Raw genomic sequence first — 23,837 nt, forward strand, 5'->3', positions numbered from 1 at the left:
GACCGGATCGGCGCCCGGTGCCTGCAAAGATCCGGCACCATGCGACTAGTAGTACAAAATGACAAAAATGGGGTACGTCGCGGAAAGGTGACCGTCCGGGGCGGCCTCGCGCTGCTCGTCGTCGCCGCCGTCGTCTCCGGCTGCACGGCACCGGCAGGCGAGGGCGCCGGCGCCGGGGCCGCCGGCCGGCAGCCGCACCAGGCGCCTCCCGCCCCGCGCCTGGACGACTACGACGTCCGGCGCGCCACCGACCACGCCACCCTGGCCGCCGCTGCCCGGCGCTGGGGCCTGGACGCGGTCCCGCTCGTGCCCCCGCGGCCCCCGGCGGACAAGCCGGAGATCACCGCGCGCGAGGGCTTCGAGGTCGACGACCAGGAGAAGTGGAACCTGCCCCCGGTCTTCACCACGGTCCCTACCAAGCAGAAGGTCGTCTTCCTCACCATCGACGACGGCGCCGAGAAGGACCCGGCGTTCCTGCGCATGATGAGCGACCTGAAGATCCCGTACACCGCGTTCCTCAGCGACTACCTGGCCAAGGACGACTACGGCTACTTCAGGAAGATGCAGTCGCAGGGGATCACCCTCAACAACCACACCCTCCACCACCCCTACCTGCCCGCCCTGTCCCTCCAGGAGCAGCAGGAGGAGATCTGCGGCATGCAGGACATCATGGAGCGGCAGTTCGGCAAGCGCCCGACCGTCTTCCGCCCGCCCTACGGCGACTACAACCGGGACACCCTGCTCGCCGCCAAGTCCTGCGGGATCAAGTACGCGCCGATCTGGGACGAGGAGGTCTTCGTCGACCACTGGGAGTACCGCGAGTGGGACCGCGGCCTGCACCCCGGTGACATCGTGCTCACCCACTTCAGGGGCCGCTCCGACTGGGACGGCAGCATGACCGACATGGTCCGGCGGTTCCTGAACAAGGTCACCCGCGAGGGGTACGCGGTGGCACGCCTGGAGGACTACCTGTGAGGCGCCGGGGGCGGCCCGCGGCGGCGGCCCGGTACCGGACGCCGACCGCCGTCGTGGCGGCCTGCGCCCTGCTCCTGGCCGGCTGCGCCCAGTCCGTCGACCCCATCGAACGACTCGGCAAGAAGGCCGCCCAGAGCGTACGGTCGCACCGCCCGGACCCCGGGCAGGCCTACCGCCACTGGGGCCTGAGCGCCCCGCTCGCCCCCGCGCCCACGCCCGCCGCACGCCCCCGGACGGCCGGCCCGGCCGGCGGCTCCCCGCCGCCGGTCGTCGACCACGTCTCGACCTCCGACAAGGTCGTCTTCCTCACCTACGACGACGGCGCCGAGCGGGACCCCCGCTTCGTCGACATGGTCCGTGAACTGCGCCTGCCGGTCAGTTTCTTCCTCACCGACAGCGTCGTCGGCCCCGGGTACGGCCACTTCGCCCGGCTGCGGTCGGTGGGCGCCGGCATCGAGAACCACACCCTCGACCACCCGGCCATGCGCGGACTGCCGTACGCCGGGCAGCGCGCCGAGATCTGCGGCCAGCAGAACAAGCTCAAGTCCCGGTTCGGCATCCGGCCCCGCCTCTTCCGCCCGCCCTACGGCAGCTACGACACGACGACCCTGCGCGCCGCCGCCGACTGCGGGGTGGCGGCGGTGGTCCTGTGGCGGGCCGCGATGAACGGCGACACCCTGGACTACACCCGGGGCGAGCGGCGCCTGCGACCCGGCGACATCATCCAGGTCGGGCCCGACGAGTCCACCGGGCCGGCGCTGCGGGAGCGCACGACGCGGCTGCTGCGGCGGATCCAGTCCGAGGGGCTGACGGTCGGCCGTCTGGGGGACTACCTGTGATCCGGCCGTGCGCCGGAGGGGCCACCTCCGCAGGACGCGCCGCCGCCAATTGGCACTCCGCTTGACCGAGTGCTAATCGCAGTCATAGTCTCGGCTCTGGCACTCCCCACCGGAGAGTGCCAACAACGCGACGGGCAGGTCCGGCACCCGCGACGACGGATCCACCTGGTCGCCACCTCAGACAGTCAACCCCGTGAGATCTCCGAAGGGGGAGGTCGGATCGTGACGACCGCCAGCACCAAGGTTGCCATCAAGCCGCTCGAGGACCGCATCGTGGTCCAGCCGCTGGACGCCGAGCAGACCACGGCCTCGGGCCTGGTCATCCCGGACACCGCCAAGGAGAAGCCCCAGGAGGGCGTCGTCCTGGCCGTCGGTCCGGGCCGTTTCGAGGACGGAAACCGCCTTCCGCTCGACGTCAGCGTCGGCGACGTCGTGCTCTACAGCAAGTACGGCGGCACCGAGGTGAAGTACAACAACGAGGAGTACCTCGTGCTCTCGGCTCGCGACGTGCTCGCGATCATCGAGAAGTAATTCACCCCGAGCAGTCCTGCTGTGAGCTGCGCCCCTGGCCCCCGCGATCGATAAGAAGCCGGGCGCCTTGGGGCGCAGCGTTTTTTTCTCCCAGATTTCCGAGAGGGCTCCCGCTGCCATGGCGAAGATCCTGAAGTTCGACGAGGACGCCCGTCGCGCCCTTGAGCGCGGCGTCAACAAGCTTGCCGACACGGTGAAGGTGACGATCGGTCCCAAGGGCCGCAACGTCGTCATCGACAAGAAGTTCGGCGCCCCCACCATCACCAACGACGGTGTCACCATCGCCCGCGAGGTCGAGGTCGAGGACCCGTACGAGAACCTCGGCGCCCAGCTGGTGAAGGAGGTGGCGACCAAGACCAACGACATCGCTGGTGACGGCACCACCACCGCCACCGTGCTGGCCCAGGCCCTGGTGCGCGAGGGCCTGCGGAACGTCGCCGCCGGTGCCTCCCCGGCCGCCCTGAAGAAGGGCATCGACGCCGCGGTCAAGGCCGTCTCCGACGACCTGCACAGCTCGTCCCGGCCGATCGACGAGAAGTCCGACATCGCCGCCGTCGCCGCGCTGTCCGCCCAGGACCAGCAGGTCGGCGAGCTGATCGCCGAGGCCATGGACAAGGTCGGCAAGGACGGTGTCATCACCGTCGAGGAGTCCAACACGTTCGGCCTCGAACTGGACTTCACCGAGGGCATGGCCTTCGACAAGGGCTACCTGTCGCCGTACTTCGTCACGGACCAGGAGCGCATGGAGGCCGTCCTGGAGGACCCGTACATCCTCATCAACCAGGGCAAGGTCGCCGCCATCTCGGACCTCCTGCCGCTGCTGGAGAAGGTCATCCAGGCGGGCTCCTCCAAGCCGCTGCTGATCATCGCCGAGGACGTCGAGGGCGAGGCCCTGTCGACCCTGGTCGTCAACAAGATCCGCGGCACCTTCAACGCCGTCGCGGTGAAGGCCCCCGGCTTCGGCGACCGCCGCAAGGCGATGCTGGAGGACATGGCGATCCTCACCGGCGCCACCGTCATCTCCGAGGAGGTCGGCCTCAAGCTCGACCAGGTCGGCCTGGACGTGCTCGGCACCGCCCGCCGCATCACCGTCACCAAGGACGACACCACGATCGTCGACGGCGCCGGCAACAAGTCGGACGTCCAGGGCCGGATCGCGCAGATCAAGGCCGAGATCGAGAACACCGACTCCGACTGGGACCGCGAGAAGCTCCAGGAGCGCCTCGCGAAGCTGGCCGGCGGCGTGTGCGTGATCAAGGTCGGCGCCGCCACCGAAGTGGAGCTGAAGGAGAAGAAGCACCGTCTGGAGGACGCCATCTCCGCGACCCGCGCCGCGGTCGAGGAGGGCATCGTCTCCGGTGGTGGCTCCGCGCTCGTCCACTCCGCGAAGGTCCTGGAGGGCAACCTCGGCAAGTCCGGCGACGAGGCCACCGGTGTCGCGGTCGTCCGCAACGCCGTCGTCGAGCCGCTGCGCTGGATCGCGGAGAACGCGGGCCTTGAGGGCTACGTCATCGTCTCCAAGGTCAAGGAACTGGACAAGGGCAACGGCTACAACGCCGCCACCGGCGAGTACGGCGACCTGGTGAAGGCCGGCGTCATCGACCCGGTGAAGGTCACCCGCTCCGCCCTGGAGAACGCCGCCTCCATCGCCTCCCTCCTGCTCACGACCGAGACCCTGGTCGTCGAGAAGAAGGAAGAGGAGGAGCCGGCTGCCGCCGCGGGCCACAGCCACGGCCACGCCCACTGACACCGGTCGGTCGATCGAGGGCCCGGCACCCGGAAGGGAGCCGGGCCCTCGCGCGTCGCCGGCGCGGCGGCGCTACTGCTCCAGCTGGTCCAGCGCGCCCAACTGCTGCATCAGCCCCAGCTGGTCGTGCTGCCACCACGTCTCGGCGATCCGCCCGTTCGCGCCGAACCGGAAGACGGTCGTACCCGTCGTCGTGACCCGCCGGCCGGTGGCCGCGATCCCCAGGAACTCCCCCTTGTGCGTGCCGTGCCAGCTCCAGCGGGCGCAGGCCCGCTCGCCCTGGACGATCAGGTCCTGCACGGTGAAGGCGGAGTCGAAGGCGGCCCGCCACATCTCGAACTCGGCCCGTACCGAGTCCAGCCCGATCGTGTCCTGCGGATTGAGCGGGTCGTGGCTGTGCACGTCCTCGTCGAGCAGGTCGTTCAGCGGCGGCAGCTCACCCGCCGTCGTCAGCGTCTCGAAGAAGCGGCGCACCGTGCCCGCGCCCAGCGGCTCCTCCCGTACGACGTCCAGGTCGACGAAGGTCGGCAGCTCGTCGCACAGGGCGACCAGCTGCCGGAAGACCTTGTCCGTCTCCGGCAGGTTCGAGTTGCGCATCGCGTCCTCGTACGAGGGGAACTCCACCAGTTCGACGAGGTGCGCCGCGTCCGACCGGTCCTTGCCGACCAGGTCGTACGTCGCGGTCCGCTTCCCCTTGGTCTGCTCGACCCACATGTCCAGCAAGCGGTTCATCTCGTCGAACCGGCTGGTCCTGCACTCGATGAGCTGTACGAACGTCATGACGCCGCCTCCGGCCCCCCTGGGTCCGGTTCCGTCACGCCCATTTTCCCACCGCGGCGGCGCCCGTCACCCCCGGCGCGAACCGGGCCCGCCGGGTGCTCACTGCGGGCCGTACTTGCGGGTCCGTGAGCTGATCCCGCCCACCAGCCCGCGCGGGGCCACCTTCGCCAGGCCCATCAGGGTCTTGTAGCGGGGGTCCGGAATGGACAGCGTCTTGCCGCGTGCCAGGTCCGTGAGCGCCGACGCGACCAGCTTGTCCGCGTCCAGCCACATCCACCCCGGGATGCTGTCCGTGCGCATCCCGGCCCGTTCGTGGAACTCGGTGCGCACGAAGCCGGGGGCCAGCACCATCAGGCGGACGCCCGTACCGGCCAGGTCCCGGGCCGCTCCCTGGGTGAACTGCACGACCCACGCCTTCGACGCCCCGTACGTGCCCCGCGGCACGAAGGCCGCCACCGAGGCCACGTTCACGATTCCGCCGCGCCCGCGCTCCCGCATCGACTCGGCCGCCGCCGACGTCAGCCGCAGCACCGCCTCGACGTGCACCTTGAGCATGCGCAGCTCGTCAGTCATGGGCACGTCGAGATAGCGGCCCTTGTTGCCGAAGCCGGCGTTGTTGACCAGCAGGTCGACGGGGCTCTTGCGGTCGCCCAGCCGGGCCGCGACGGTCTCGATGCCCTTGTCCTGCGACAGGTCGGCGGTCAGCACCTCCGCCTCGATGCCGTGCCGGTCGTGCAGCTCGGTGGCCTGCTCGCGCAGCCGGTCGGTGTCCCGGGCCACCAGGACGAGGTCATGCCCGTCCGCCGCCAGCCGCCGCGCGAACGCGGCACCGATCCCCGACGTCGATCCCGTAATCAGAGCCGTTGTCATGGCCCAAGAGTAGTTACCCGGAGCGCGAGAGCTCGCTGCCTGCGCCGGGCCGTTCGCTCCCGCGCCGCCCCGCGCGCGGGCCGCTCGTGACAGCCGCTCAGCCGCCCTGGCCGCCGCCGTGTTTCGCCACGTACGCGCGGGCGTCGGCCAGCGACTCCGGGTGCAGGGCCGCGCCCGCCGCCAGCACCCGGGGCAGCAGTTCCCGGTCGGTCGTCTCGGAGCGGAACTGCACGGCGACCGTCACGTCGTGGTCCGGCCGGTGCACGATCTCCACCGGATCGCCGGCCCGGATCTCGCCCGCTTCGATCACCCGGAGGTAGGCACCCGGCGCACCCTTCCGCGTGAATCTCTTCACCCACCCCCGCTCGCCCAGATGGCCCTGGAACGTCCGGCACGGGATGCGCCCGGAGGTGACTTCGAGTACGACCCGCGGGCCGATCCGCCAGCGCTCGCCGATCAGCGCTCCGGAGACGTCGAGACCGCTCGTCGTGAGGTTCTCCCCGAAGGCGCCGTTGGCGAGCGTCCGGCCCAGCTCGCGCTCCCAGTCGTCGAGATCCTCGCGCGCGACCGCGTACACCGCCTGGTCGTCGCCCCCGTGGTGGCGCAGGTCGCAGACCGCGTCCCCGGCCAGCCCGCTCGCGCCGCTCCCCTTCGGGCCCGGCGCGGCCACCCGCACCGGTCCGTCCACCGGACGCTTGTCGATGCCCGTCAGACCCTCCGGCTGGTCCGTGTAGCCGACGGCCTTCGGACGCCCCAGATTCACCGAAAGAAGCTCCATGCGGCCACGCTACGTCACCTCACTCAAAGCGTCGACTCAATATTGGCCATCTGATCCAAGGACGGCTTATGCTCGAAGGGTGATCGAGGCCCGTCATCTCCGCGTCCTGCGCGCCGTCGCCACCACCGGCTCGTTCTCGGCGGCCGGCCGGGAACTGGGCTGCACCCAGCCCGCCGTCAGCCAGCAGATGAAGGCCCTGGAGACCTCGGTCGGCACCCCGCTGCTGGTCCGCAGCGGCCGGGAGATGCGGCTGACCGAGGCGGGCGCGGTGCTCGTGCGGCACGCGTCGGGGATCCTCGCCGGGCTGACCGCGGCCGAGGAGGAGATCGCCGCCATCGCCGGGCTGCGGGCCGGCCGGGTCCGCCTGGTGTCCTTCCCCAGCGGCAGCTCCACCCTGGTGCCCACCGCCCTCGCCGCGCTGCGCGCCGCCCACCCGGGGACCCGGGTCTCTCTGGAGGAGGCCGAGCCTCCGCAGTCCGTGGAGCTGCTGCGCGCGGGCGACTGCGACGTGGCACTGGCGTTCCGGTACGCGGGCGCGGCGGGCGCCGAGGAGTGGGACGACCTCGTCGTACGGCCGCTGCTGACGGACCGTCTGGTCGCCCTGGTGCCCGAGCGGCACCGGCTGGCCCGCGCGGGGAGCGTCGCCATCGGCGACCTCGCCGAGGAACCCTGGATCGCGGGCTGTCCGCGCTGCCGCGGCCAGCTGACGCAGGTGTGCGCGGCCGCGGGCTTCACCCCGCGCATCGACTTCGCCACCGACGACTATCCGGCGGTGGTCGGCCTGGTCGGCGCCGGACTGGGCGTGGCCGTCCTGCCGCAGCTGGCGATCGAGTCGGTGCGCCCGAGGGGCGCGCGCACGGTGGCGCTGGAGCCGGCGGTCCGGCGGGAGATCGTCGCTCTCACCCTGCCCGACCTGGCGCTGGTGCCGGCGGTGGCGGCGACGCTGGAGCAGTTGGAGCGGGCCGCGCGACCGCAGTGACGGGCGCGGCGGGGCTGCTGCGTGGCGGCGGGTGCGGTGGGCGCCGCATGCGGTGACGAGCCGTGCGGGCCGCGTCACGCGGTGGCGAAAGGGCCGGGGGCCGTGCGTCGTGCGGCCACGGACGCGGGCACACGTACGCGGACCACGGCACCGGGACGGCGCGGTGGACGCCGAGAACGCAGAGAGCGCGGAGCACGCGGCAACCGCGGCACACGCCGCAAACGCCGCAGACCCTGCACAATGGTATGCAATTTAAAGAAACGTTCCTTCAGGCGTTCGGGGCGGTATTCCCGCTGGTCGACGATGCCGAAACCAGTCGGTTCCGCGCCCGCCCCATCAGCTCCTCGCGCTCGTCCTCGGTCAGGCCGCCCCAGACGCCGTACGGCTCGCGCACGGCCAGCGCGTGCGCCGCACACTCCGCACGGACCGGGCACCTCATGCAGACCTCCTTGGCCGAGTTCTCGCGAGCGCTCCGAGCCGCCCCGCGCTCCCCTTCCGGGTGGAAGAAGAGCGAGCTGTCGACCCCACGGCAGGCAGCCAGCAGCTGCCAGTCCCACAGGTCCGCGTTCGGTCCGGGAAGGCGGGAGAAATCTGCCATTACGTGACCCCTTGCAGCCGTTCTGGGCGGATACGGTGCCAACGACCGTACATGTCCGGTCTAAGAAGATGAAAATATGACTCATTGCGAATCTAGCCCCAGACACCGTCAAAGGGGAAGAAAAGGGGCTAAACGGGGCATAGGTTGTGATGAAAAGTTGAGAGTCTGTCGGGCATGTATGCACCGTGTGCGCGCCCTCACGTAGAGTGCCGAAGATGGCACGCAGCCCCGTAACTCTTTCGAGTGACCGTCGTTGAGAGTGCGGAGGCGGTTGAGAACACAAGCGCTCGGGCAGGCGTCCGAGACGGTCGACCGCACAGGTGACGATTCCGTACCAGCCTGGAGGCTCAAGGTGATGCGCATCAGCTGCGGAGGGCGGTCATGACATCCGTCCTCGTCTGCGACGACTCCCCGCTTGCCCGAGAGGCGCTCCGCCGCGCGGTCGCGACCGTGCCCGGTGTCGAGCGCGTAACGACGGCGGCCAACGGCGAGGAAGTCCTCCGCCGCTGGGGCGCCGACCGCTCGGACCTCATCCTGATGGACGTGCGCATGCCCGGACTGGGCGGCGTCGAGACCGTGCGCCGACTGCTGTCCGCCGACCCGGGGGCGCGCATCATCATGCTCACCGTCGCGGAGGACCTCGACGGCGTGGCGCTCGCGGTCGCGGCCGGCGCCCGGGGCTATCTGCACAAGGACGCCTCGCGTGCCGAGTTGCGCGCCACGGTGACCCAGGCGCTGGCCGACCCGACCTGGCGGCTCGCCCCGCGCCGCCTGCGGTCGGCCGAGATGGGCGCCGCGCCGACGCTCACCGCGCGTGAGATCCAGGTGCTCGAAGGCATGAGCCACGGCCGTTCCAACGCCGAGATCGGCCGCGAGCTGTTCCTCTCCGAGGACACCGTGAAGACCCACGCCCGGCGTCTGTTCAAGAAGCTCGGCGCCTCGGACCGGGCCCACGCGGTGGCGCTCGGCTTCCGCTGGGGTCTGGTCCGCTAGACCCCGGCCGGGCGTGCGGTCCGCTCAAGTGGCCCAAGGGTCGCGAAGAGTGCCCGGGTCGGCGAAGTGCGGGCCGTTCGTTGCTGGTCACGCGGTTCCCCGCGCCCCCTCGGGGGCGCGGTCGCCGGTCCGGACGGCACCGTCCGGCGGGTGCCCGCTGCTTGTTTCGCCGCGGATGCCGCATCCTTGAGGTGTGGAGTCTCTCGGGGACGAGTCGGTCGAGCGGAAGGGGAGGGCGCAGGAGATGAGTGCCGGCGCACCTGCTCATAACGCTTCGATGCACAACCATCAGCACCCTGCGACGGACCGGACGGCCTCAGGGCACCATGGACCGATGCGCGACGACGAGGCGAGCACGGCCCCAGGGGCGATCGGTGCGCTCGTGCATCGCGCCGTCGACGGAGACGAGCAGGCCACGCACGACCTGCTCGCCCATGTCCACCCCCTGGCGCTGCGCTACTGCCGCACCCGGCTGTCCCGGCTCCCCGGCGACGCGCGTCACTTCGTCGAGGACCTGGCGCAGGAGGTCTGCGTCGCCGTCCTCCTCGCCCTGCCCCGCTACCGGGACACCGGCCGCCCCTTCGAGGCGTTCGTCTTCGCCATCGCCTCGCACAAGGTCGCCGACCTGCAGCGCGCCGCGATGCGCCACCCCGGTTCGACCGCAGTCCCCTCCGACGAGATGCCGGAGCGGCCGGACGACTCCCTGGGCCCCGAGGAGCGGGCCCTGCTCAGCAGCGACGCCGAGTGGGCGAAGAAGCTGCTGGCCAACCTTCCGGAGAACCAGCGCGAACTGCTGCTGCTGCGCATCGCGGTGGGCTTGACCGCGGAGGAGACAGGTCAGATGTTGGGAATGTCACCCGGCGCGGTACGGGTGGCCCAGCACAGAGCGCTCAGTCGGCTGCGGGCCCTGGCCGAGCAGTAGCCGACGGACGGCGCACGAGGTCCGTACGGACATACGAAGGCCGGGACCGACCTGGACCGTGGAATCCGTGAGGTGCGCTTCCCGTTAGCATGGGCATCCGCACCGATCAAGGCCATTGGGGAAGGTGTCATGACTGCGAACGTCGACGGAGTGCCCGGTAAATTCGCGACACTCGGGCTGACCTACGACGACGTGCTGCTGCTGCCGGGCGCATCCGAGGTGCTGCCCAACGCGGTCGACACCTCGTCCCGCATCTCCCGCAACGTGCGGGTCAACATCCCGCTCCTGTCGGCGGCGATGGACAAGGTGACCGAGTCCCGCATGGCCATCGCCATGGCCAGGCTGGGCGGCGTCGGCGTGCTGCACCGCAATCTTTCGGTCGAGGACCAGGTCAACCAGGTCGACCTGGTCAAGCGGTCCGAGTCCGGCATGGTCACCGACCCGATCACGGTGCACCCGGAGGCCACGCTCGCCGACGCGGACGCCCTGTGCGCCAAGTTCCGCATCAGCGGTGTCCCCGTCACCGACCCGGAGGGGCGGCTGCTCGGCATCGTCACCAACCGGGACATGGCCTTCGAGAGCGACCGCTCGCGGCAGGTCCGCGAGGTCATGACGCCGATGCCGCTGGTCACCGGCAAGGTGGGCATCTCCGGCGTCGAGGCGATGGCACTGCTGCGCCAGCACAAGATCGAGAAGCTCCCGCTGGTCGACGACCAGGGCATCCTCAAGGGCCTCATCACGGTCAAGGACTTCGTCAAGGCCGAGCAGTACCCGAACGCGGCCAAGGACTCGGAGGGCCGGCTGATCGTCGGCGCCGCCGTCGGCGCCAGCCCGGAGGCGCTGGAGCGCGCCCAGGGCCTGGCCGAGGCCGGTGTGGACTTCCTGGTCGTGGACACCTCGCACGGCCACAACAGCAACGCCCTCAGCTGGATGTCGAAGATCAAGTCGAGTGTGTCCGTCGACGTCGTCGGCGGCAACGTCGCCACCCGGGACGGCGCACAGGCCCTCATCGACGCCGGTGTCGACGGCATCAAGGTGGGCGTGGGCCCCGGTTCCATCTGCACGACGCGCGTGGTGGCCGGCATCGGCGTCCCGCAGGTCACCGCCATCTACGAGGCGTCCCTCGCGGCCCGTCCGGCCGGTGTCCCGCTGATCGGCGACGGCGGTCTGCAGTACTCCGGCGACATCGGCAAGGCTCTGGCCGCCGGCGCCGACACGGTGATGCTGGGCAGCCTCCTCGCGGGCTGTGAGGAGTCGCCCGGCGAGTTGCTGTTCATCAACGGCAAGCAGTTCAAGTCGTACCGCGGCATGGGTTCGCTGGGCGCCATGCAGTCCCGCGGCCAGGGCCGCTCGTTCTCGAAGGACCGCTACTTCCAGGCCGACGTCGCCTCCGACGACAAGCTCGTGCCCGAGGGCGTCGAGGGTCAGGTGCCCTACCGCGGCCCGCTGGCCAACGTGCTGCACCAGCTGGTCGGCGGCCTGCGCCAGACCATGGGCTACGTGGGTGCCGGCACCATCGAGGAGATGGAGGCGAAGGGCCGCTTCGTCCGCATCACCTCGGCCGGCCTCAAGGAGAGCCACCCGCACGACATCCAGATGACGGTCGAGGCACCCAACTACAGCCGGAAGTAACGCCACATGGGGTCTGACCTGCCGCTTTGCCGGTAGGTCAGGCCGCTCGGGCCGTCGTGGGGCCGTCGTCGTCCTCCGGAGAGCCGCCGAACACCCGGTCAACGGCCGACCGTGTACGGGTCTCGCTGCTCTGCATGAGGTGCGTGTACGTCCGGAGGGTGAAGCCGGGGTCATGGTGGCCCAGATACTCGGACAGAGCCTTGATGGACTCGCCCGCATCCAGTAGCACGGAGGCGTAGAAGTGCCTCAGCGCGTGCGTGCCGTTCTCCCGGCCGTCCGGGACGCCCACGGCAGCCAGAGCGGGCCGCCACGTCCACCTGTTGAAGCTGTTGCGGTTCACGGGCTCAGCGGCGCCCTGGTGGAACAGTAGAGTCGCCGTGACGGGCCGCCCGTCGAGCACGCGCCATGGCAGCGTCACGCCCGCTGGCGGGTGCTCGACGATGTGCTCTCGTAGCCGCCGGGCGACGGAAGCCGGGAGAGGGACGGTGCGCGGCTTGCCGCTCTTGGGTGAAGCGAAGAGGGGCCGGTTCCGGATGCGCTTGACCTGACGGATGACGTGCACCACGTTCGCGGCGAAGTCGATGTCTTGGACTGCCAGGCCGAAGACTTCCCCCTGACGCAGGCCGCAGCCGCTCGCTAGGTCCACCAATGCCCGGTACTGCGTCGGCAGGGCGGCCCGGACAGCGAACACCCGCTCGCGCTCCCACGGAACGACACGACGAGGGTCCGCCTTGGGCGCCCGCACGGAATTAGAGCGGCACGGGTTGCTCGGAATGGTCTGGTCGTCGACGGCCGCTGTCAGCATGGCACTCAGGGTCGCGTAGATGACCCGCTGGTACGACGGTGCGATACCCGCGTCTTGGAGCTCCCGCAGCCACTCGCGGATGTGGATCGGCCGGAGCGAGCCCAGGGGGCGGCTGCCGAGGTTGGGCAGGATGTGAAGACGGACGCGCTGTTCCGTGCCCACGAAGGTGCCGGGGTCCATCGTGAGGGAGCTCAGCCAGCGGTCGGCGTGCTGGCGGACGGTGAGGCGTCCGGCCTTGGGGTCGATGTACTGGCCGCGCGTCATGTCGGCCTCGATCCCAGACAGCCACCTCTCGGCAACGCGCTTCTGTCCGTCGGGGAAGCTCTTGGACTTCTCGGTGCCGTCGGGGCCGATGTACCGGGCCCGGTAGCGCATGCCGGTGCCGTGGCGGTCGGTCTTGACGCGGGCGGTCTTGCCGTTGGTGTCGGTTTCGGTCTTGTACCAGCGGTCTTGGATGTGGCCAGCCATGCGGGGCTGACTCCTTTCTTGGTGGTGGGTGTGATGGGGTCTCAGGGAGGCAGAGACAGGGGGTCTCGGGTGGCCTCCAGAGCGGGTTTTCGGGGGTGCGCGGGGTGTGCCTCCCTGCCTCCCTGGGAGGCCATATGTGCTGGTCAGACAGGGGGAGGCGGGTCAGGGAGGCGGTCAGGGAGTTCTCCCTGCCTCCCTTGGGCGGAGGGCGGTGCCTCCCTGCCGTTCACGGGTCCGCTGGGGCCCTGCGGGGGAGGCAGAAGCAGGGGCTTGGCGAGGGCTTCCAGAGGAGGTTTTCGGGGAGGTTGCGGTGGTGCCTCCCCCCGTTCCTAGACCCGGTTCCGGGGGTGTGAGGGGGTCGGGCGGCGCCCCCTTTACCTGCCTTACCTTGCAGGTCAGGGGCCGTTATCTCCCCCTCTACCGGGGTAAAGGGCTCCCTCTACCCTCACGGGTCGGGTAGAGGCTTCGGTGTGGCTGGCCCGCTGGGCGGTCCGCGGGGCAGAGGTAGGGGGAGGGGGCTTTACCTCCGGCCGCGCGGCAACCGCGCACCTGCCGCGCACCTGCCGCGCAGGCGCGCGGTTCAGGCGGCGTCTTCGAGGGCGGTCCGTTCGGCCTCCCAGGCTTGTACGGCGGTGGGGTTGAAGCGGAGGTAGCGGCCGACTCGGAAGCCGGGCGGTCCGATGCGCTTGCGTCGCCAGGCGTACACGGTCTCGACGCTCGGGAGGCTGAACATGGTGACCAGGTCTTCGGGGGTGAGGTAGCGGTCCGGGAGGCCGCCACGCAGGATGGCGCGGGGGTCGGTCGGCTCGGTGGCCATGGTTTTGGTGACTCCTCGTGTCCGTTGGGCGGTGCGTGGGAGTGGTGGCGGTCGCGGTCCTAGAGAGTTGGTGTATTTCAGCGTCCGCAGCGTTCCAGCGTCCGCACGCCGGTGTTCGTGCAGGCCAGAGGGGGTGAGAGGTGCGGACGCTGATGCGGACGCTAGGGGTGGTGGACGGCTCTAGCGTCCGCACGGTGGACGTGTCCCGGGTCGCTGGTGTGCGGCCCGGTCCGGAGGTGTTCCGGCTACGTCAGTCCAGGTCAGGAGGGGTGTTGTCGTGTGCGGTCGGGGTGTCGTTGGGCCACAGGGGGTCTTGGTCAGGTGCGGACGCTGCGGACGCTGTGTCTTCGTCCGGGGCGGCGCGGGCGAGGGTGAGTAGCTTGTGGCGGGTCCGGTCCCGGCTACGCTGCGTGTCGTCCACGGTGATGCCGATAGACCGCAGCAGAGGTGCGAGCCGCTTGACGCGTCCGCTGGCGCGGGTCGCGTCCTTGGGCCAGTTCGGCGGCCGGACCGGCGGCGCGGGAAGCGCTTCGAGCAGCTGCCCCGCGGTGCCCTGCCAGGTTCCGGCCTGGTCGACCAGGCGGGCAATGGCCATGGCGAACGGGTCGCCCTCCATCGCGTCCGTGGCGACGTTCGCGGAGGTGGCCAGGTAGTCCCCGAGGGTGTTCCAGCCCTGCGTCTGGTCGATGGCCGCCAGCACGCGGGCGAAGTCCGCCATCCGCGGCATGGACTGAAGCCGCACCGACGGGAGGACCGCGAGCACGCACGCCAGCACATCGAACAGGGCCCCGAGCACGGCAGGCCGTACCGCCTCGAACGTCGCGTCAAGTTCCTCTTCCGACCGGCGCCGACCGGAGTCGATGAGTTGCAGGTCGAGCAAGAGGACGCGTTCGGCCAGGTCCCCGGCGAGAGCTCCCGCGTCGATGGTGGTCATGGCCAGTACCCGTTTGAAGGTGAGCACGACCACGTCGTCATCGGTGTACAGGGCCCGGTCGACAACACCGTCACCGGTCACCGCCTTGCACAGGGTGTCCGACAGCCACGGCGGGATCGTAGAGATGTTGTCCAGGCACAAGGCCCAAGAGCTGAACGCCTGCCGTGACCACGCCTTCTCGTCCCGCGGCTGACTGCGCTTCGCGGCGGGGGAGGGATCGATCAGGTTGATGAACATCTGCGCGGCCTTGGACTTACCCGTGCCCTGTTCGCCCTTGCAGACCAGGGCGGGGTGCGGGATGTCGGGAATCCAGGCGGCGACCAGCCAGGCCACAAGCTGACGGAACTCCGGGGTGTCCATGTTCACCAGGGCGTGGAGCTTGGCCAGCCCGTCACCGTCCAGGACCGGCGCAGGCATGGGCGCCATGGCCCCGGAGCGCCGGAAGAGGACCGGGGCCCGGTCCACGATGTTCCAGCCGGTACCGGTGGCCACGACCGCGCGGCCGTCGGCGCTGCCGAGATCCACCACGACCGCCCCGCCAGGGTCACGCCCTACCCGCAGGTGCACCGGTTCGGGGTCGCCGTCGTCGGCGATGCCCTCCAGCACGGTCATGGCGTCCGCAAGGGCGGACTGTGAGGCCACCTCACCGGGGTAGGCGTCGGCGAACAGGCGGGCCAGACGCTGGCGCAGTCCGCCCTTGTTCCGCAGCGGCAGCGCGATGTTCGGGCCGTCGATGGCGACCGCGTACGGGCGGCCGTCGGGGGACATCACGAACCGGTACCGCTCACGCGCCATGCCCACGATCCGCGCGGCAGCGGGAGGCTGCTTGCCCGCGCCGTCCCCCGACTGTCGCCGCGTGTTCACGGGGCGACTCGACTCGTTCACGGTCGGCGCGGGGACGTTCACGGCCGATTCGGAGGTGTTCACGGTCGGCTCGATGGCGTTCAGGGGTCGGGGCGCACCGTTCACGGGGGCGTTCACCGTGTTCACGCGGACACCGCCTTTCCGGTCGGGCCCGCGCACGCCCTTACGGGTCGGGGCGTGTGCAGGCAGTCGGGCCGCACGATCGACCGTTGGTCGGGGGCGTGCGGGGTCGATTCATGCAGGCAGGGGGTAGACCGTGCGCCGACCGGATCGACCGGCCGGGGCGTGACGCCGGTCGTGACGGGGGTCGTCATGCTGGTCAGCGCCGTGTGGTGGGCGGCGGCGAGTCGGGCCAGCAGCGGCCACACGATCGGCTCGACGACCGGCGTACCCGGGTCGGTCCAGGCCAGCAGGACCAGCGCGAGGGAGAGCGGCAACCGGTCGGCCTTGGCCCGGTTGCAGTCGACGCAGGCCAGCATGAGCGAGGTGACCGACCATGACCGCCACAGCGAGCACGGCGCGATGTGATCGAGGGTGGCCTCACGCAGGCTGGTGAACGGACGGCGGCAGTAGGCGCAGCGCTGCCCGTGACGGCGCGCAAGCTGCTCCTTACGCGCACGCCGCTGCGCGGAGTTGAGCGGGTGAGCGTGCCTCATGCCGCCTGCTCCATGTCATCGGCGGTCAGGGAGCGCAGCGCGGTCGCGCAGGCACCCAGCACCGGCAGCACCTGGTAGCGCGGGACGTCCAGCCGCCGGGCCACCTCGGTGATGTTCAGGCCCTGGCCCACGTGCAGCAGCAGGGCCCGGCGGGACGTCTCATCCATGCGCAGCAGGGCCGCCCGCTGGCCAGCACTCATGCGCGCCAGCTCATCGCGCTCCCACTTCGCCAGCGACTCCACCGGCACCGGGTCCGCCGACAACTCCGGGTTGTCGATCTGGATCAGCAACAGCGCCGTCTCGACGAGCCGGTTGGCCGTCGGGTAGCTGACGCCCATGCGCTCAGCCAGCCGCCGCATGGGCATGTCCTCCAGCCGCAGCAGCAGGGCCGTGCGCTCACGCTCCGGAAGCTTGGCCACCATGGCGTCCAGGTAGGCGGGCAGCGTCGTACGGGCGCACCCGCCCGGCAGCACCGGGCACAGGGTGTTGCACGTCACCGGGTCCGTCCAGTCCACCGGCTCCTCCGAGGTGGACTTCCGGCGGAAGTACTGGTGAACCTCCGTCTTGACTCGCCCGAACAGGAAGATCCGGCGCTCATCCGCGCTCAGGTCCTCGGCCGTCATGAGCGGCTTGGTGGTCTCCCTCGCCACGGCCACCCACACGTCCTGTGTGAGGTCTTCAGCCAGCTCACGGGCCTTGGCGCCACCCACCCCGTAGTTCATCAGCTTGCGGGCGGTGTAGCTCTCCAGACGGCCCCCGCCCCACTCGGCGTACAACTCAGCCAGCCGCTCCGACTGCTCGGGCGTAAGAGCGATGATCTCGCCCCGCTCCAACTTCCGCCCGTCGGGGCCGTTGCCCCGAGAGTTCGTCTGCTTGCCGCTCCGCGTCGTGGCAGTTCCAGGCATGATGGATGTACCCCTTCGATGGGTGTGAGAGCGGCGTTCTGACTTGGCGGTTGGGCGCCGCTCTTTCCTTGGCGTGCATGACCTAGGTTGGTCTAGGTGTCCTAGGTTGTCAACCGGTCTCGTTAGGTGTCTTAGGCCGACCTAGGCGGTAGCCTCATTGCATGGCCCTGAAGACTGATGACCCGCGCCCGCCGTACGTGCAGGTCGCGGACGAACTCCGCAGAGAGATCCAGACCGGCCGCTACAAGCCCGGTCAGAAGTTGCCATCTGTCCGAGATCTCTCAGAGCGCTTCAACATCGCCGCGATGACGGTCAACAACGCGCTGCGTTCTCTGCGGGAGGACGGGCTTGTGTTCTCAACTCCAGGGCGAGGCACGTTCGTTCGGGAACAGAGCTCCGGCGAAGCCACTCCGCAGGATGGTGACCAAGTCGCTCGGCTCACTGAGCAGGTGCAGGCTCTTACGGCTACCGTGAGCGAAATTTCCGAACGTCTCGCACGCCTCGAAGGTGAGCGAACCGCCGATGCGTCCGCGAACTGATGAGCCGTCACTGACGTTGAAGCGCTGAGCATTGGTCTCTGCCCTCTCATGTAGGTTCCGGAGCGGCAAGAACAGCAAAGACCAGGTCGGGCCTGTGATTGCAGGCTGAGACCGACTCACTCACAGGTCACTCACGATCACAGCGGAGGGGACGAGATGACGGGCGAGGCCCCGACGGAAGAGTTGTTCATCGCCGAACTCAAACGATGGAGGGACGTGCGGGGGGTCTCACAGTCCGCTCTCGCCAAGGCAGTTGGCTACACGCCCTCATACGTCTCCAAGGTGGAGAGTGGGCAACAACGGCCGTCCGTCAGCTTCGCCGATGAAGCCGATCGCTTCCTACGCGCCGGCGGGGCTATCCGACGGAGCTTCGCCGACCTCGAAGCACGGGGGCGGAATGGTGGCGCGACCCCCCACGCCCACAAATCCGACGCTCAACACGGCGTAGCTCAGCCGACCAGCATCGTTGTAGAGCACGAGGACTCAGAGCTGTTCTATGACGGCCGAAGTTATCGGGCAACACAGCGGCGAAAGCTGTACAACGCTAGCTCAGACCCGATTGCTCGATACCTGATTCGCATTTCTGTGGATCGCCACCCTGGCAACCCAGAGCGCTCCAATCAGCTCTACCGAGAGAATCCTCTGAACTGGGATGAGTTGGGGCTCACAGCAAGCATTGCAGGCGAATCTATAGGGTGGCGAGTCCAGCATGATCGCGACGCATTCAAAGAGGTCTGGCTCCTCTTCGAGAATGAATACGGACGCTATCCACTATACCCCGGCGAGACGGCATGGCTGGAGTATTCATACACAGTCAGCGATGAAAAGTGGGGAACCTGGTTTCAGCGCGCCATTCGTCTACCCACCAATCGGCTCAGCGTAAAGCTGGACTTCCCTACCTCGCTGGACCCCGTGGTATGGGGGTCAGAGACCACCATGACAGCCGAAGCCTTCCCCTTTCGGACGGCTATCCAGCGCGATGAAAATGGAGACCGGCGAGTCTTTTCCTGGAGCACCGACGAACCACCGCTACATGCCCGCTACCGGCTGGAATGGAAATTCCGCGCCCGCCCGAACACTGAGGAGACCGGCTCCGACATGACGCCGACGAGCGCCAGTCAGAAGATGCAGAGCATCGGGATTATCCAAGAAGGAGACCCGATCCTTTCTCGGGTTGCGCGGCCTTTCTCCCTTCCGGAAGAAGCAGAAGACGCACGTCGGGTCGTAGCCGAATTGGCATCTGCGGCCGATCGCGCCGACACCATCCACGTATTCAGTAAGGGTATGGGGGTGGCGGCGCCTCAGATCGGCATCGACCGGGCAGCCGCAATCGTTCGAACGCCTAGCGGTGAGACAATTACCCTGCTAAATCCACACGTCATCGAAGAATCCGCACAGGCTGACGAGCAGTACGAGGGGTGCTGGAGTTTCTTCGACGTGCGCGGAATGGTCCCGCGCCCGTTGAGTATCAGCGTGGAACACCAAGACATCAATGGCGAGCGACACATCACGCTATTTGAGCACGGAGTAGCCCGGCTAGTTGGGCACGAAATCGACCACCTCGAAGGAGTCCTTTACCGAAAGCGAATGCGGCCCGGAGTGGAGCCGATTCCAGTAGCCAAATATCGAGGGACCGGCCAAGGCTGGCAGTACCGCAACGGCAGCGCCAGTAGCACGAAATGAGGTGCGGCCCACGGCCGCGCGACCCTTGGCAGTTCGCTCCGCTCGCGCGCGATGGCCGCCGTAGCCCGTACGGCGCCGTCGCGCTCGTCACCGGTCGACCGCTCTGCACAAGCAAGAGGAGCACGGCCCGCCGCGGGTGCTCCTCTTGCCCTATGCATCGGCGGACTGCGGCGGTCAGATGAAGACACCACCTTGCCCGGCCGGAGGTGGTGTCTTCTGCGTTCCCGCGGGCTCAGCGTCCGCAGCGTCCGCAACTCGCCCCCTACTAAGAGCATCCCTGACCTGCAAAAAGAGGCTCTTAGTAACAGAGCGTGTCCGGACGCTGCGGACGCTAGCGGACGCTAAACATTTTGTTTAGCGTCCGCAGGAACGGTGCAGGTCAGAGGGGGTGATCAGCGTCCGGCGGACGCTGCGGACGCTATCTTCCCTCAACTCTCTAGTAAGAGAGAAAGAGGGCTCTTCAGGAGGGGGGATCGCGGCATGAACGGCCGCATGCCCCCCCACTGAAGAGCCATGAGCGACTTCCAGCGGGGGAGAGGCCGACGACGCCTCGCCTCGCCTGCCGTCTGCCCCTTGGAAGGCACCCACGAGGGCCTTCCAAGAGGAGCACGGCGCCCAACTCCGACGGCGGCCCCGCGCGAGCGCAGCGAGCCACCAAGGGGCGCGCGGCCTTGGGCCGCTCCTTCTTGTCCTTCCCTGCGACGGCCCGGCGGCCGGGCGCGGTCCGGCCGGGCCCGCTAGCGATCCGGCGGTACCCCTTGCAGAGGCGCCGAACGGCCCGATTCGGGGGTCTGTCCAGATAGCTCGCTAATCGCTAACGTGCTGGTCACCAGCCGTTTTGGCCGCTATCGGGGGCGCTAACGTTATCGGTCCCTGCTGCTAGCGCTGGAGGCTCTGCGGGCTCCGAGCCGGGCCGTCTGTGGGCCGTCCTAGGGTGGCCAACGGCGACAGATGACGACAGGCGTTGACGGCATAAGGCTAGGAAACTGGCGGGCCGCGGCACAAAGCCACAGCCCGCCAGAGGTGTTGATCACTACAGCCGGAAGTGACGCACGCGCGCGTGCGGCGTGTCCGAGGGCGGTCCCGGATCGGGGCCGCCCTCGTCGCACGGGCGCGGGGGCCGGTGTCGGGCCCGTCGGCGATACTGGAAGACGCTGAACGCATCAGGGAAAGGCCAGGACGTGACTGAGATCGAGATCGGGCGTGGCAAGCGGGGCCGCCGGGCGTATGCCTTCGACGACATCGCCGTCGTCCCCAGCCGCCGTACGCGGGACCCGAAGGAGGTCTCGATCGCCTGGCAGATCGACGCCTACCGTTTCGAGCTGCCCTTCCTGGCCGCCCCCATGGACTCGGTCGTCTCCCCGGCCACCGCGATCCGCATCGGCGAGCTGGGCGGCCTGGGCGTGCTGAACCTGGAGGGGCTGTGGACGCGGTACGAGGACCCGCGCCCGCTGCTCGACGAGATCGCCGGACTGCCCGCCGAGGCGGCGACGCGCCGGCTCCAGGAGGTCTACGCGGCGCCCATCCGCGAGGAGCTGATCGGCGCGCGCATCAAGGAGGTGCGCGACTCCGGTGTGGTCACGGCGGCCGCGCTGTCCCCGCAGCGCACGGCCCAGTTCTCCAAGGCCGTGGTGGACGCGGGCGTCGACATCTTCGTCATCCGCGGTACGACGGTCTCCGCGGAGCACGTGTCGTCCTCGCACGAGCCGCTGAACCTCAAGCAGTTCATCTACGAGCTGGACGTCCCGGTGATCGTCGGCGGCTGCGCCACGTACACGGCGGCCCTGCACCTGATGCGCACGGGCGCGGCCGGTGTGCTGGTCGGCTTCGGCGGCGGCGCCGCGCACACCACGCGCAACGTGCTCGGCATCCAGGTGCCGATGGCGACCGCGGTCGCGGACGTGGCCGCGGCGCGCCGCGACTACATGGACGAGTCCGGCGGCCGGTACGTGCACGTGATCGCGGACGGCGGCGTCGGCTGGTCCGGTGACCTGCCCAAGGCGATCGCCTGCGGCGCCGACTCGGTGATGATGGGCTCCCCGCTGGCCCGCGCCACCGACGCGCCCGGCAAGGGCCACCACTGGGGCATGGAGGCGGTCAACGAGGAACTGCCCCGCGGGATGAAGGTCGACCTGGGCACGGTGGGCACGATCGAGGAGATCCTCACCGGTCCGTCCCACACCCCCGACGGCTCGATGAACTTCTTCGGCGCGCTGCGCCGTGCCATGGCGACCACCGGCTACAGCGAACTGAAGGAGTTCCAGCGGGTGGAGGTCACGGTGGCGGACTCGCAGCACCGGCGCTGAGCCACGGTGACAGCGCGCCCGGCCTGAGCGACGGCGCCCGGCCTGAGCAAGGGCGCCCGAGCCGGTCCAAAGGGCTCGGCCGCCGCCACAAGCCTGTGAGCCTGTGCGGACGGCCGGGCCCTTCCGCATGCCTGAGGGTCCGTATGCCCGAAGGGCGGGCGGTCACGGCCGGGCGGGGGCGTGAACGGCGTGCGTGGGGCACGCGGTTGCATTCGGGGCGATTGTGGGCTGAACGGGCGTATCCAGCCGGTAGTTTCAGTGATCGGCGACCCGGTTCTCCGGGGCGCCCCCTTCCAAGGACACGGTTCCGGACCCCGGCCCTCGGGGCCCGGCCCGAATTCCGACGGACCGCCCTACCGGGCCTCTGGGCGGCATCGTGGAAGGGGGCGCGCCCATGGGCCGTCACCGCAGGCCCACCCGCTGGGACGACATCCGGCTCCGGCTGGTGAAGTTCAGGAGGAGGTGGATCTTGCGCATTTACGGAAAGTGAGCGGCCACCCCCAAGAGAACTAGGGGTGGACACTCCGTTCACTTTTCTGGAGCCCGCCGCAGTACCGGCTGCGGTGGGCTCCACCTCTTTGTACGGTACCGGATTCGTTGTGGGGCGGTCCGGCGCCGGAGGAGGTGGATCTTGCGGATTTACGGAAAGTGAGCGGCCACCCCTATAGAGACTAGGGGTGGACACTCCGTTCACTTTTCTGGAGCCCACCGCAGTGGCCACTGCGGTGGGCTCCACCTCTTTGTACGGTACCGGCCCGCGAACGCCGTCTGCCACCGGCGCTGGAGCAACCCGCGCCGCACGCGCCCCCCTTCACAACCGGTGCGCCGCCCCCGTGGGTGTGGCCCCCCGGGTGTCCAGCAGCAGTTGCGCCTTCACCGACAGGCCCTGCATGTCGTAGGTGCGGTGCTGCTGGAGGAGGATCGTGAGGTCGGCGTCGGCCGCGGCCTCGTAGAGCGAGTCGGCGCGGGGGACCGGACGGTCCAGGACGTTCCAGGAGGCCACGTGGGGGTCGTGGTAGCTGACCGAGGCGCCCAGCTCCATCAGCCGGATCGCGACCTCGCGGGCGGGGGTGCCCCGCTGGTCGGCGAGGTCGGCCTTGTAGGTGACGCCGAGCAGGAGCACGCGCGCGCCGCGGGCCGACTTGCCGTGCTCGTTGAGGAGGGCCGCGGCCCGCTGGACGACGTACCGGGGCATGCGGCCGTTGACCTGCTGGGCCAGCTCCACCATGCGCAGCGGGCGGCCGGCGTGGCCGGTCAGGTCCTGCGGGACGCCGTGGCCGCCGACCCCGGGGCCCGGCCGGAACGCCTGGAAGCCGAACGGTTTGGTCTCCGCGCAGCGGATGACGTCCCACAGGTCGACGCCCAAGTCGTGGCACAGGACGGCCATCTCGTTGACCAGGGCGATGTTGACGTGCCGGAAGTTCGTCTCCAGCAGTTGCACCGTCTCCGCCTCGCGCGGTCCACGCGCGCGTACCACCTTGTCGGTCAGCCGCGCGTAGAACGCCGCGGCGGACTCGGTGCAGGCCGGGGTGAGGCCGCCGATCACCTTGGGCGTGTTGGCCGGGGTGTGCTCCCGGTTGCCGGGGTCGACCCGGCTGGGCGCGTAGGCGAGATGGAAGTCGCGGCCCGCGCGCAGCCCCGAGCCCTGCTCCAGCAGGGGCCGCAGGAACTCCTCGGTGGTGCCCGGGTGCACCGGCGACTCCAGGATCACCGTGGTGTGCGGGCGCAGCCACTCGGCCAGGGTGCGGGCGGCGGCCTCCACCTGGCTCAGGTCGAGTCCGCCGTCCGCGGCCCGGGGGGTCGGCGCGCAGATCACGGCGGTGCGCACCCGGCCGAGCCCGGCCGGGTCGGTGGCCCGCCGGAAGCCCTCCGAGAGCATCCGGCGCAGTTCGGCGGGACTGAGCGGGCCGGCCTCCGGTCCGGTGGCGTAGCCGAGTGTGGGGATGCCGGCGGCCACGGCTGCCTGGGCGAGGGGCAGGCCGTAGGGACCGAGTCCGATGACGGCGAGGTCTGCGGGCATGGCGTGGGCCGTCCTTCCCAATAACCGAAGCGGGGCAGGTGCGCAAGCCCGGTGGACAGGACGGACGAGCGCACTGTCACACTAGGAGTAAATATGACCGTGATGTGGGATTGTGTTCCTGTGTCTTCCGGTGGTCCCTCGCTGGTCACGCGGTCGTTGTCCACAGGCCGGGGCCGCGTGGTGGCTGAAGTCGGGC

General features: G+C 69.6%; 21 protein-coding genes. 11 read left to right on the forward strand and 10 right to left on the reverse strand.

The window, feature by feature from the left end:
• Positions 1-39 precede the first annotated feature (39 nt).
• From ACFY2B_RS01525 to groL, 4 genes are all read left to right on the forward strand, one after another.
• The gene (locus ACFY2B_RS01525) at positions 40-975 is read left to right on the forward strand and encodes a polysaccharide deacetylase family protein (protein WP_390761101.1); all 936 of its coding nucleotides are present in this window, start codon (positions 40-42) and stop codon (positions 973-975) included.
• Positions 972-1,814, forward strand: a complete 843-nt coding sequence (locus ACFY2B_RS01530; protein ID WP_390761102.1) for a polysaccharide deacetylase family protein — start codon at positions 972-974, stop codon at positions 1,812-1,814. Before ACFY2B_RS01525 ends, ACFY2B_RS01530 begins: the two co-directional genes overlap by 4 nt.
• A 222-nt stretch (positions 1,815-2,036) precedes the next feature.
• On the forward strand, positions 2,037-2,345 hold the full coding sequence (gene groES / locus ACFY2B_RS01535) for a co-chaperone GroES (RefSeq protein ID WP_376537736.1): 309 nt from the start codon (positions 2,037-2,039) through the stop codon (positions 2,343-2,345).
• Positions 2,346-2,463: 118 nt separating this feature from the next.
• Positions 2,464-4,092: a chaperonin GroEL gene (gene groL, locus ACFY2B_RS01540; protein ID WP_390761103.1), complete on the forward strand. Its 1,629-nt coding sequence runs from the start codon at positions 2,464-2,466 to the stop codon at positions 4,090-4,092.
• A 72-nt stretch (positions 4,093-4,164) separates the two neighbouring features.
• Here the strand turns inward: groL and ACFY2B_RS01545 are convergent, their stop codons facing one another.
• The 3 genes from ACFY2B_RS01545 to ACFY2B_RS01555 all read right to left on the reverse strand — a co-directional run bounded on the left by ACFY2B_RS01545 (position 4,165) and on the right by ACFY2B_RS01555 (position 6,520).
• Complete coding sequence (locus ACFY2B_RS01545; RefSeq protein ID WP_390761104.1) at positions 4,165-4,872, reverse strand: ester cyclase; 708 nt, start codon at positions 4,870-4,872, stop codon at positions 4,165-4,167.
• 99 nt (positions 4,873-4,971) lie between these two features.
• Entirely contained in the window at positions 4,972-5,742 is a 771-nt protein-coding gene (locus ACFY2B_RS01550) for an SDR family NAD(P)-dependent oxidoreductase (RefSeq protein ID WP_390761105.1), read from the reverse strand.
• 97 nt (positions 5,743-5,839) lie between these two features.
• The gene (locus ACFY2B_RS01555; RefSeq protein ID WP_390761106.1) at positions 5,840-6,520 is read right to left on the reverse strand and encodes an MOSC domain-containing protein; all 681 of its coding nucleotides are present in this window, start codon (positions 6,518-6,520) and stop codon (positions 5,840-5,842) included.
• A 79-nt stretch (positions 6,521-6,599) separates the two neighbouring features.
• Here ACFY2B_RS01555 and ACFY2B_RS01560 point away from each other — a divergent pair, with 79 nt between their 5' ends.
• Positions 6,600-7,499 (forward strand): LysR family transcriptional regulator, encoded by a 900-nt coding sequence (locus tag ACFY2B_RS01560; protein WP_390761107.1) that lies wholly within the window; start codon positions 6,600-6,602, stop codon positions 7,497-7,499.
• Between the two features lie 268 nt (positions 7,500-7,767).
• On the opposite strand, the gene ACFY2B_RS01565 is transcribed toward ACFY2B_RS01560, so the two are convergent.
• Positions 7,768-8,097, reverse strand: a complete 330-nt coding sequence (locus tag ACFY2B_RS01565; RefSeq protein ID WP_376537748.1) for a WhiB family transcriptional regulator — start codon at positions 8,095-8,097, stop codon at positions 7,768-7,770.
• Positions 8,098-8,478: 381 nt separating this feature from the next.
• On the opposite strand from ACFY2B_RS01565, the gene ACFY2B_RS01570 reads away from it, so the two are divergent.
• The 3 genes from ACFY2B_RS01570 to guaB all read left to right on the forward strand — a co-directional run bounded on the left by ACFY2B_RS01570 (position 8,479) and on the right by guaB (position 11,644).
• Complete coding sequence (locus tag ACFY2B_RS01570; RefSeq protein ID WP_003948568.1) at positions 8,479-9,090, forward strand: response regulator transcription factor; 612 nt, start codon at positions 8,479-8,481, stop codon at positions 9,088-9,090.
• A 334-nt stretch (positions 9,091-9,424) separates the two neighbouring features.
• Positions 9,425-10,012 (forward strand): sigma-70 family RNA polymerase sigma factor, encoded by a 588-nt coding sequence (locus tag ACFY2B_RS01575; RefSeq protein ID WP_376537750.1) that lies wholly within the window; start codon positions 9,425-9,427, stop codon positions 10,010-10,012.
• 129 nt (positions 10,013-10,141) lie between these two features.
• Positions 10,142-11,644, forward strand: coding sequence for an IMP dehydrogenase (gene guaB / locus ACFY2B_RS01580; protein ID WP_390761108.1), 1,503 nt, complete (start codon positions 10,142-10,144; stop codon positions 11,642-11,644).
• A 37-nt stretch (positions 11,645-11,681) separates the two neighbouring features.
• On the opposite strand, the gene ACFY2B_RS01585 is transcribed toward guaB, so the two are convergent.
• From ACFY2B_RS01585 to ACFY2B_RS01605, 5 genes are all read right to left on the reverse strand, one after another.
• Complete coding sequence (locus tag ACFY2B_RS01585; RefSeq protein ID WP_390761109.1) at positions 11,682-12,917, reverse strand: tyrosine-type recombinase/integrase; 1,236 nt, start codon at positions 12,915-12,917, stop codon at positions 11,682-11,684.
• A 580-nt stretch (positions 12,918-13,497) separates the two neighbouring features.
• A complete protein-coding gene (locus ACFY2B_RS01590) occupies positions 13,498-13,734 on the reverse strand; it encodes a helix-turn-helix transcriptional regulator (RefSeq protein WP_390761110.1) in 237 nt (78 codons plus the stop codon).
• 250 nt (positions 13,735-13,984) lie between these two features.
• The gene (locus tag ACFY2B_RS01595; RefSeq protein ID WP_390761111.1) at positions 13,985-15,658 is read right to left on the reverse strand and encodes an ATP-binding protein; all 1,674 of its coding nucleotides are present in this window, start codon (positions 15,656-15,658) and stop codon (positions 13,985-13,987) included.
• On the reverse strand, positions 15,655-16,188 hold the full coding sequence (locus ACFY2B_RS01600; protein WP_390761112.1) for an HNH endonuclease: 534 nt from the start codon (positions 16,186-16,188) through the stop codon (positions 15,655-15,657). Before ACFY2B_RS01600 ends, ACFY2B_RS01595 begins: the two co-directional genes overlap by 4 nt.
• Positions 16,185-17,093 (reverse strand): sigma factor-like helix-turn-helix DNA-binding protein, encoded by a 909-nt coding sequence (locus ACFY2B_RS01605; protein ID WP_390761113.1) that lies wholly within the window; start codon positions 17,091-17,093, stop codon positions 16,185-16,187. The genes ACFY2B_RS01600 and ACFY2B_RS01605 overlap by 4 nt, the downstream gene beginning before the upstream one ends.
• 161 nt (positions 17,094-17,254) lie before the next feature.
• Here ACFY2B_RS01605 and ACFY2B_RS01610 point away from each other — a divergent pair, with 161 nt between their 5' ends.
• The 3 genes from ACFY2B_RS01610 to ACFY2B_RS01620 all read left to right on the forward strand — a co-directional run bounded on the left by ACFY2B_RS01610 (position 17,255) and on the right by ACFY2B_RS01620 (position 21,621).
• Positions 17,255-17,632, forward strand: coding sequence for a GntR family transcriptional regulator (locus ACFY2B_RS01610; protein ID WP_390761114.1), 378 nt, complete (start codon positions 17,255-17,257; stop codon positions 17,630-17,632).
• Between the two features lie 156 nt (positions 17,633-17,788).
• The gene (locus ACFY2B_RS01615) at positions 17,789-19,315 is read left to right on the forward strand and encodes a peptide deformylase (protein WP_390761115.1); all 1,527 of its coding nucleotides are present in this window, start codon (positions 17,789-17,791) and stop codon (positions 19,313-19,315) included.
• A 1,181-nt stretch (positions 19,316-20,496) separates the two neighbouring features.
• The gene (locus ACFY2B_RS01620; RefSeq protein WP_390761116.1) at positions 20,497-21,621 is read left to right on the forward strand and encodes a GuaB3 family IMP dehydrogenase-related protein; all 1,125 of its coding nucleotides are present in this window, start codon (positions 20,497-20,499) and stop codon (positions 21,619-21,621) included.
• A gap of 811 nt (positions 21,622-22,432) precedes the next feature.
• Here the strand turns inward: ACFY2B_RS01620 and ACFY2B_RS01625 are convergent.
• Entirely contained in the window at positions 22,433-23,641 is a 1,209-nt protein-coding gene (locus tag ACFY2B_RS01625) for a nucleotide sugar dehydrogenase (protein ID WP_390761117.1), read from the reverse strand.
• Positions 23,642-23,837: the final 196 nt, after the last annotated feature.

Origin of the sequence: Streptomyces sp. NPDC001270, from assembly GCF_042896695.1 — a bacterium.
Taxonomy (GTDB): Bacteria; Actinomycetota; Actinomycetes; order Streptomycetales; family Streptomycetaceae; genus Streptomyces.

Excerpts from the sequence above, each read along its gene's own strand:
- ACFY2B_RS01525 (WP_390761101.1), top strand. The coding sequence starts at position 40 with ATGCGACTAGTAGTACAAAATGACAAAAATGGGGTACGTCGCGGAAAG.
- groL (WP_390761103.1), top strand. The coding sequence starts at position 2,464 with ATGGCGAAGATCCTGAAGTTCGACGAGGACGCCCGTCGCGCCCTTGAG.
- ACFY2B_RS01545 (WP_390761104.1), bottom strand. The coding sequence starts at position 4,872 with ATGACGTTCGTACAGCTCATCGAGTGCAGGACCAGCCGGTTCGACGAG.
- ACFY2B_RS01550 (WP_390761105.1), bottom strand. The coding sequence starts at position 5,742 with ATGACAACGGCTCTGATTACGGGATCGACGTCGGGGATCGGTGCCGCG.
- ACFY2B_RS01555 (WP_390761106.1), bottom strand. The coding sequence starts at position 6,520 with ATGGAGCTTCTTTCGGTGAATCTGGGGCGTCCGAAGGCCGTCGGCTAC.
- ACFY2B_RS01565 (WP_376537748.1), bottom strand. The coding sequence starts at position 8,097 with ATGGCAGATTTCTCCCGCCTTCCCGGACCGAACGCGGACCTGTGGGAC.
- ACFY2B_RS01570 (WP_003948568.1), top strand. The coding sequence starts at position 8,479 with ATGACATCCGTCCTCGTCTGCGACGACTCCCCGCTTGCCCGAGAGGCG.
- ACFY2B_RS01575 (WP_376537750.1), top strand. The coding sequence starts at position 9,425 with ATGCGCGACGACGAGGCGAGCACGGCCCCAGGGGCGATCGGTGCGCTC.
- guaB (WP_390761108.1), top strand. The coding sequence starts at position 10,142 with ATGACTGCGAACGTCGACGGAGTGCCCGGTAAATTCGCGACACTCGGG.
- ACFY2B_RS01585 (WP_390761109.1), bottom strand. The coding sequence starts at position 12,917 with ATGGCTGGCCACATCCAAGACCGCTGGTACAAGACCGAAACCGACACC.
- ACFY2B_RS01590 (WP_390761110.1), bottom strand. The coding sequence starts at position 13,734 with ATGGCCACCGAGCCGACCGACCCCCGCGCCATCCTGCGTGGCGGCCTC.
- ACFY2B_RS01600 (WP_390761112.1), bottom strand. The coding sequence starts at position 16,188 with ATGAGGCACGCTCACCCGCTCAACTCCGCGCAGCGGCGTGCGCGTAAG.
- ACFY2B_RS01605 (WP_390761113.1), bottom strand. The coding sequence starts at position 17,093 with ATGCCTGGAACTGCCACGACGCGGAGCGGCAAGCAGACGAACTCTCGG.
- ACFY2B_RS01610 (WP_390761114.1), top strand. The coding sequence starts at position 17,255 with ATGGCCCTGAAGACTGATGACCCGCGCCCGCCGTACGTGCAGGTCGCG.
- ACFY2B_RS01615 (WP_390761115.1), top strand. The coding sequence starts at position 17,789 with ATGACGGGCGAGGCCCCGACGGAAGAGTTGTTCATCGCCGAACTCAAA.
- ACFY2B_RS01625 (WP_390761117.1), bottom strand. The coding sequence starts at position 23,641 with ATGCCCGCAGACCTCGCCGTCATCGGACTCGGTCCCTACGGCCTGCCC.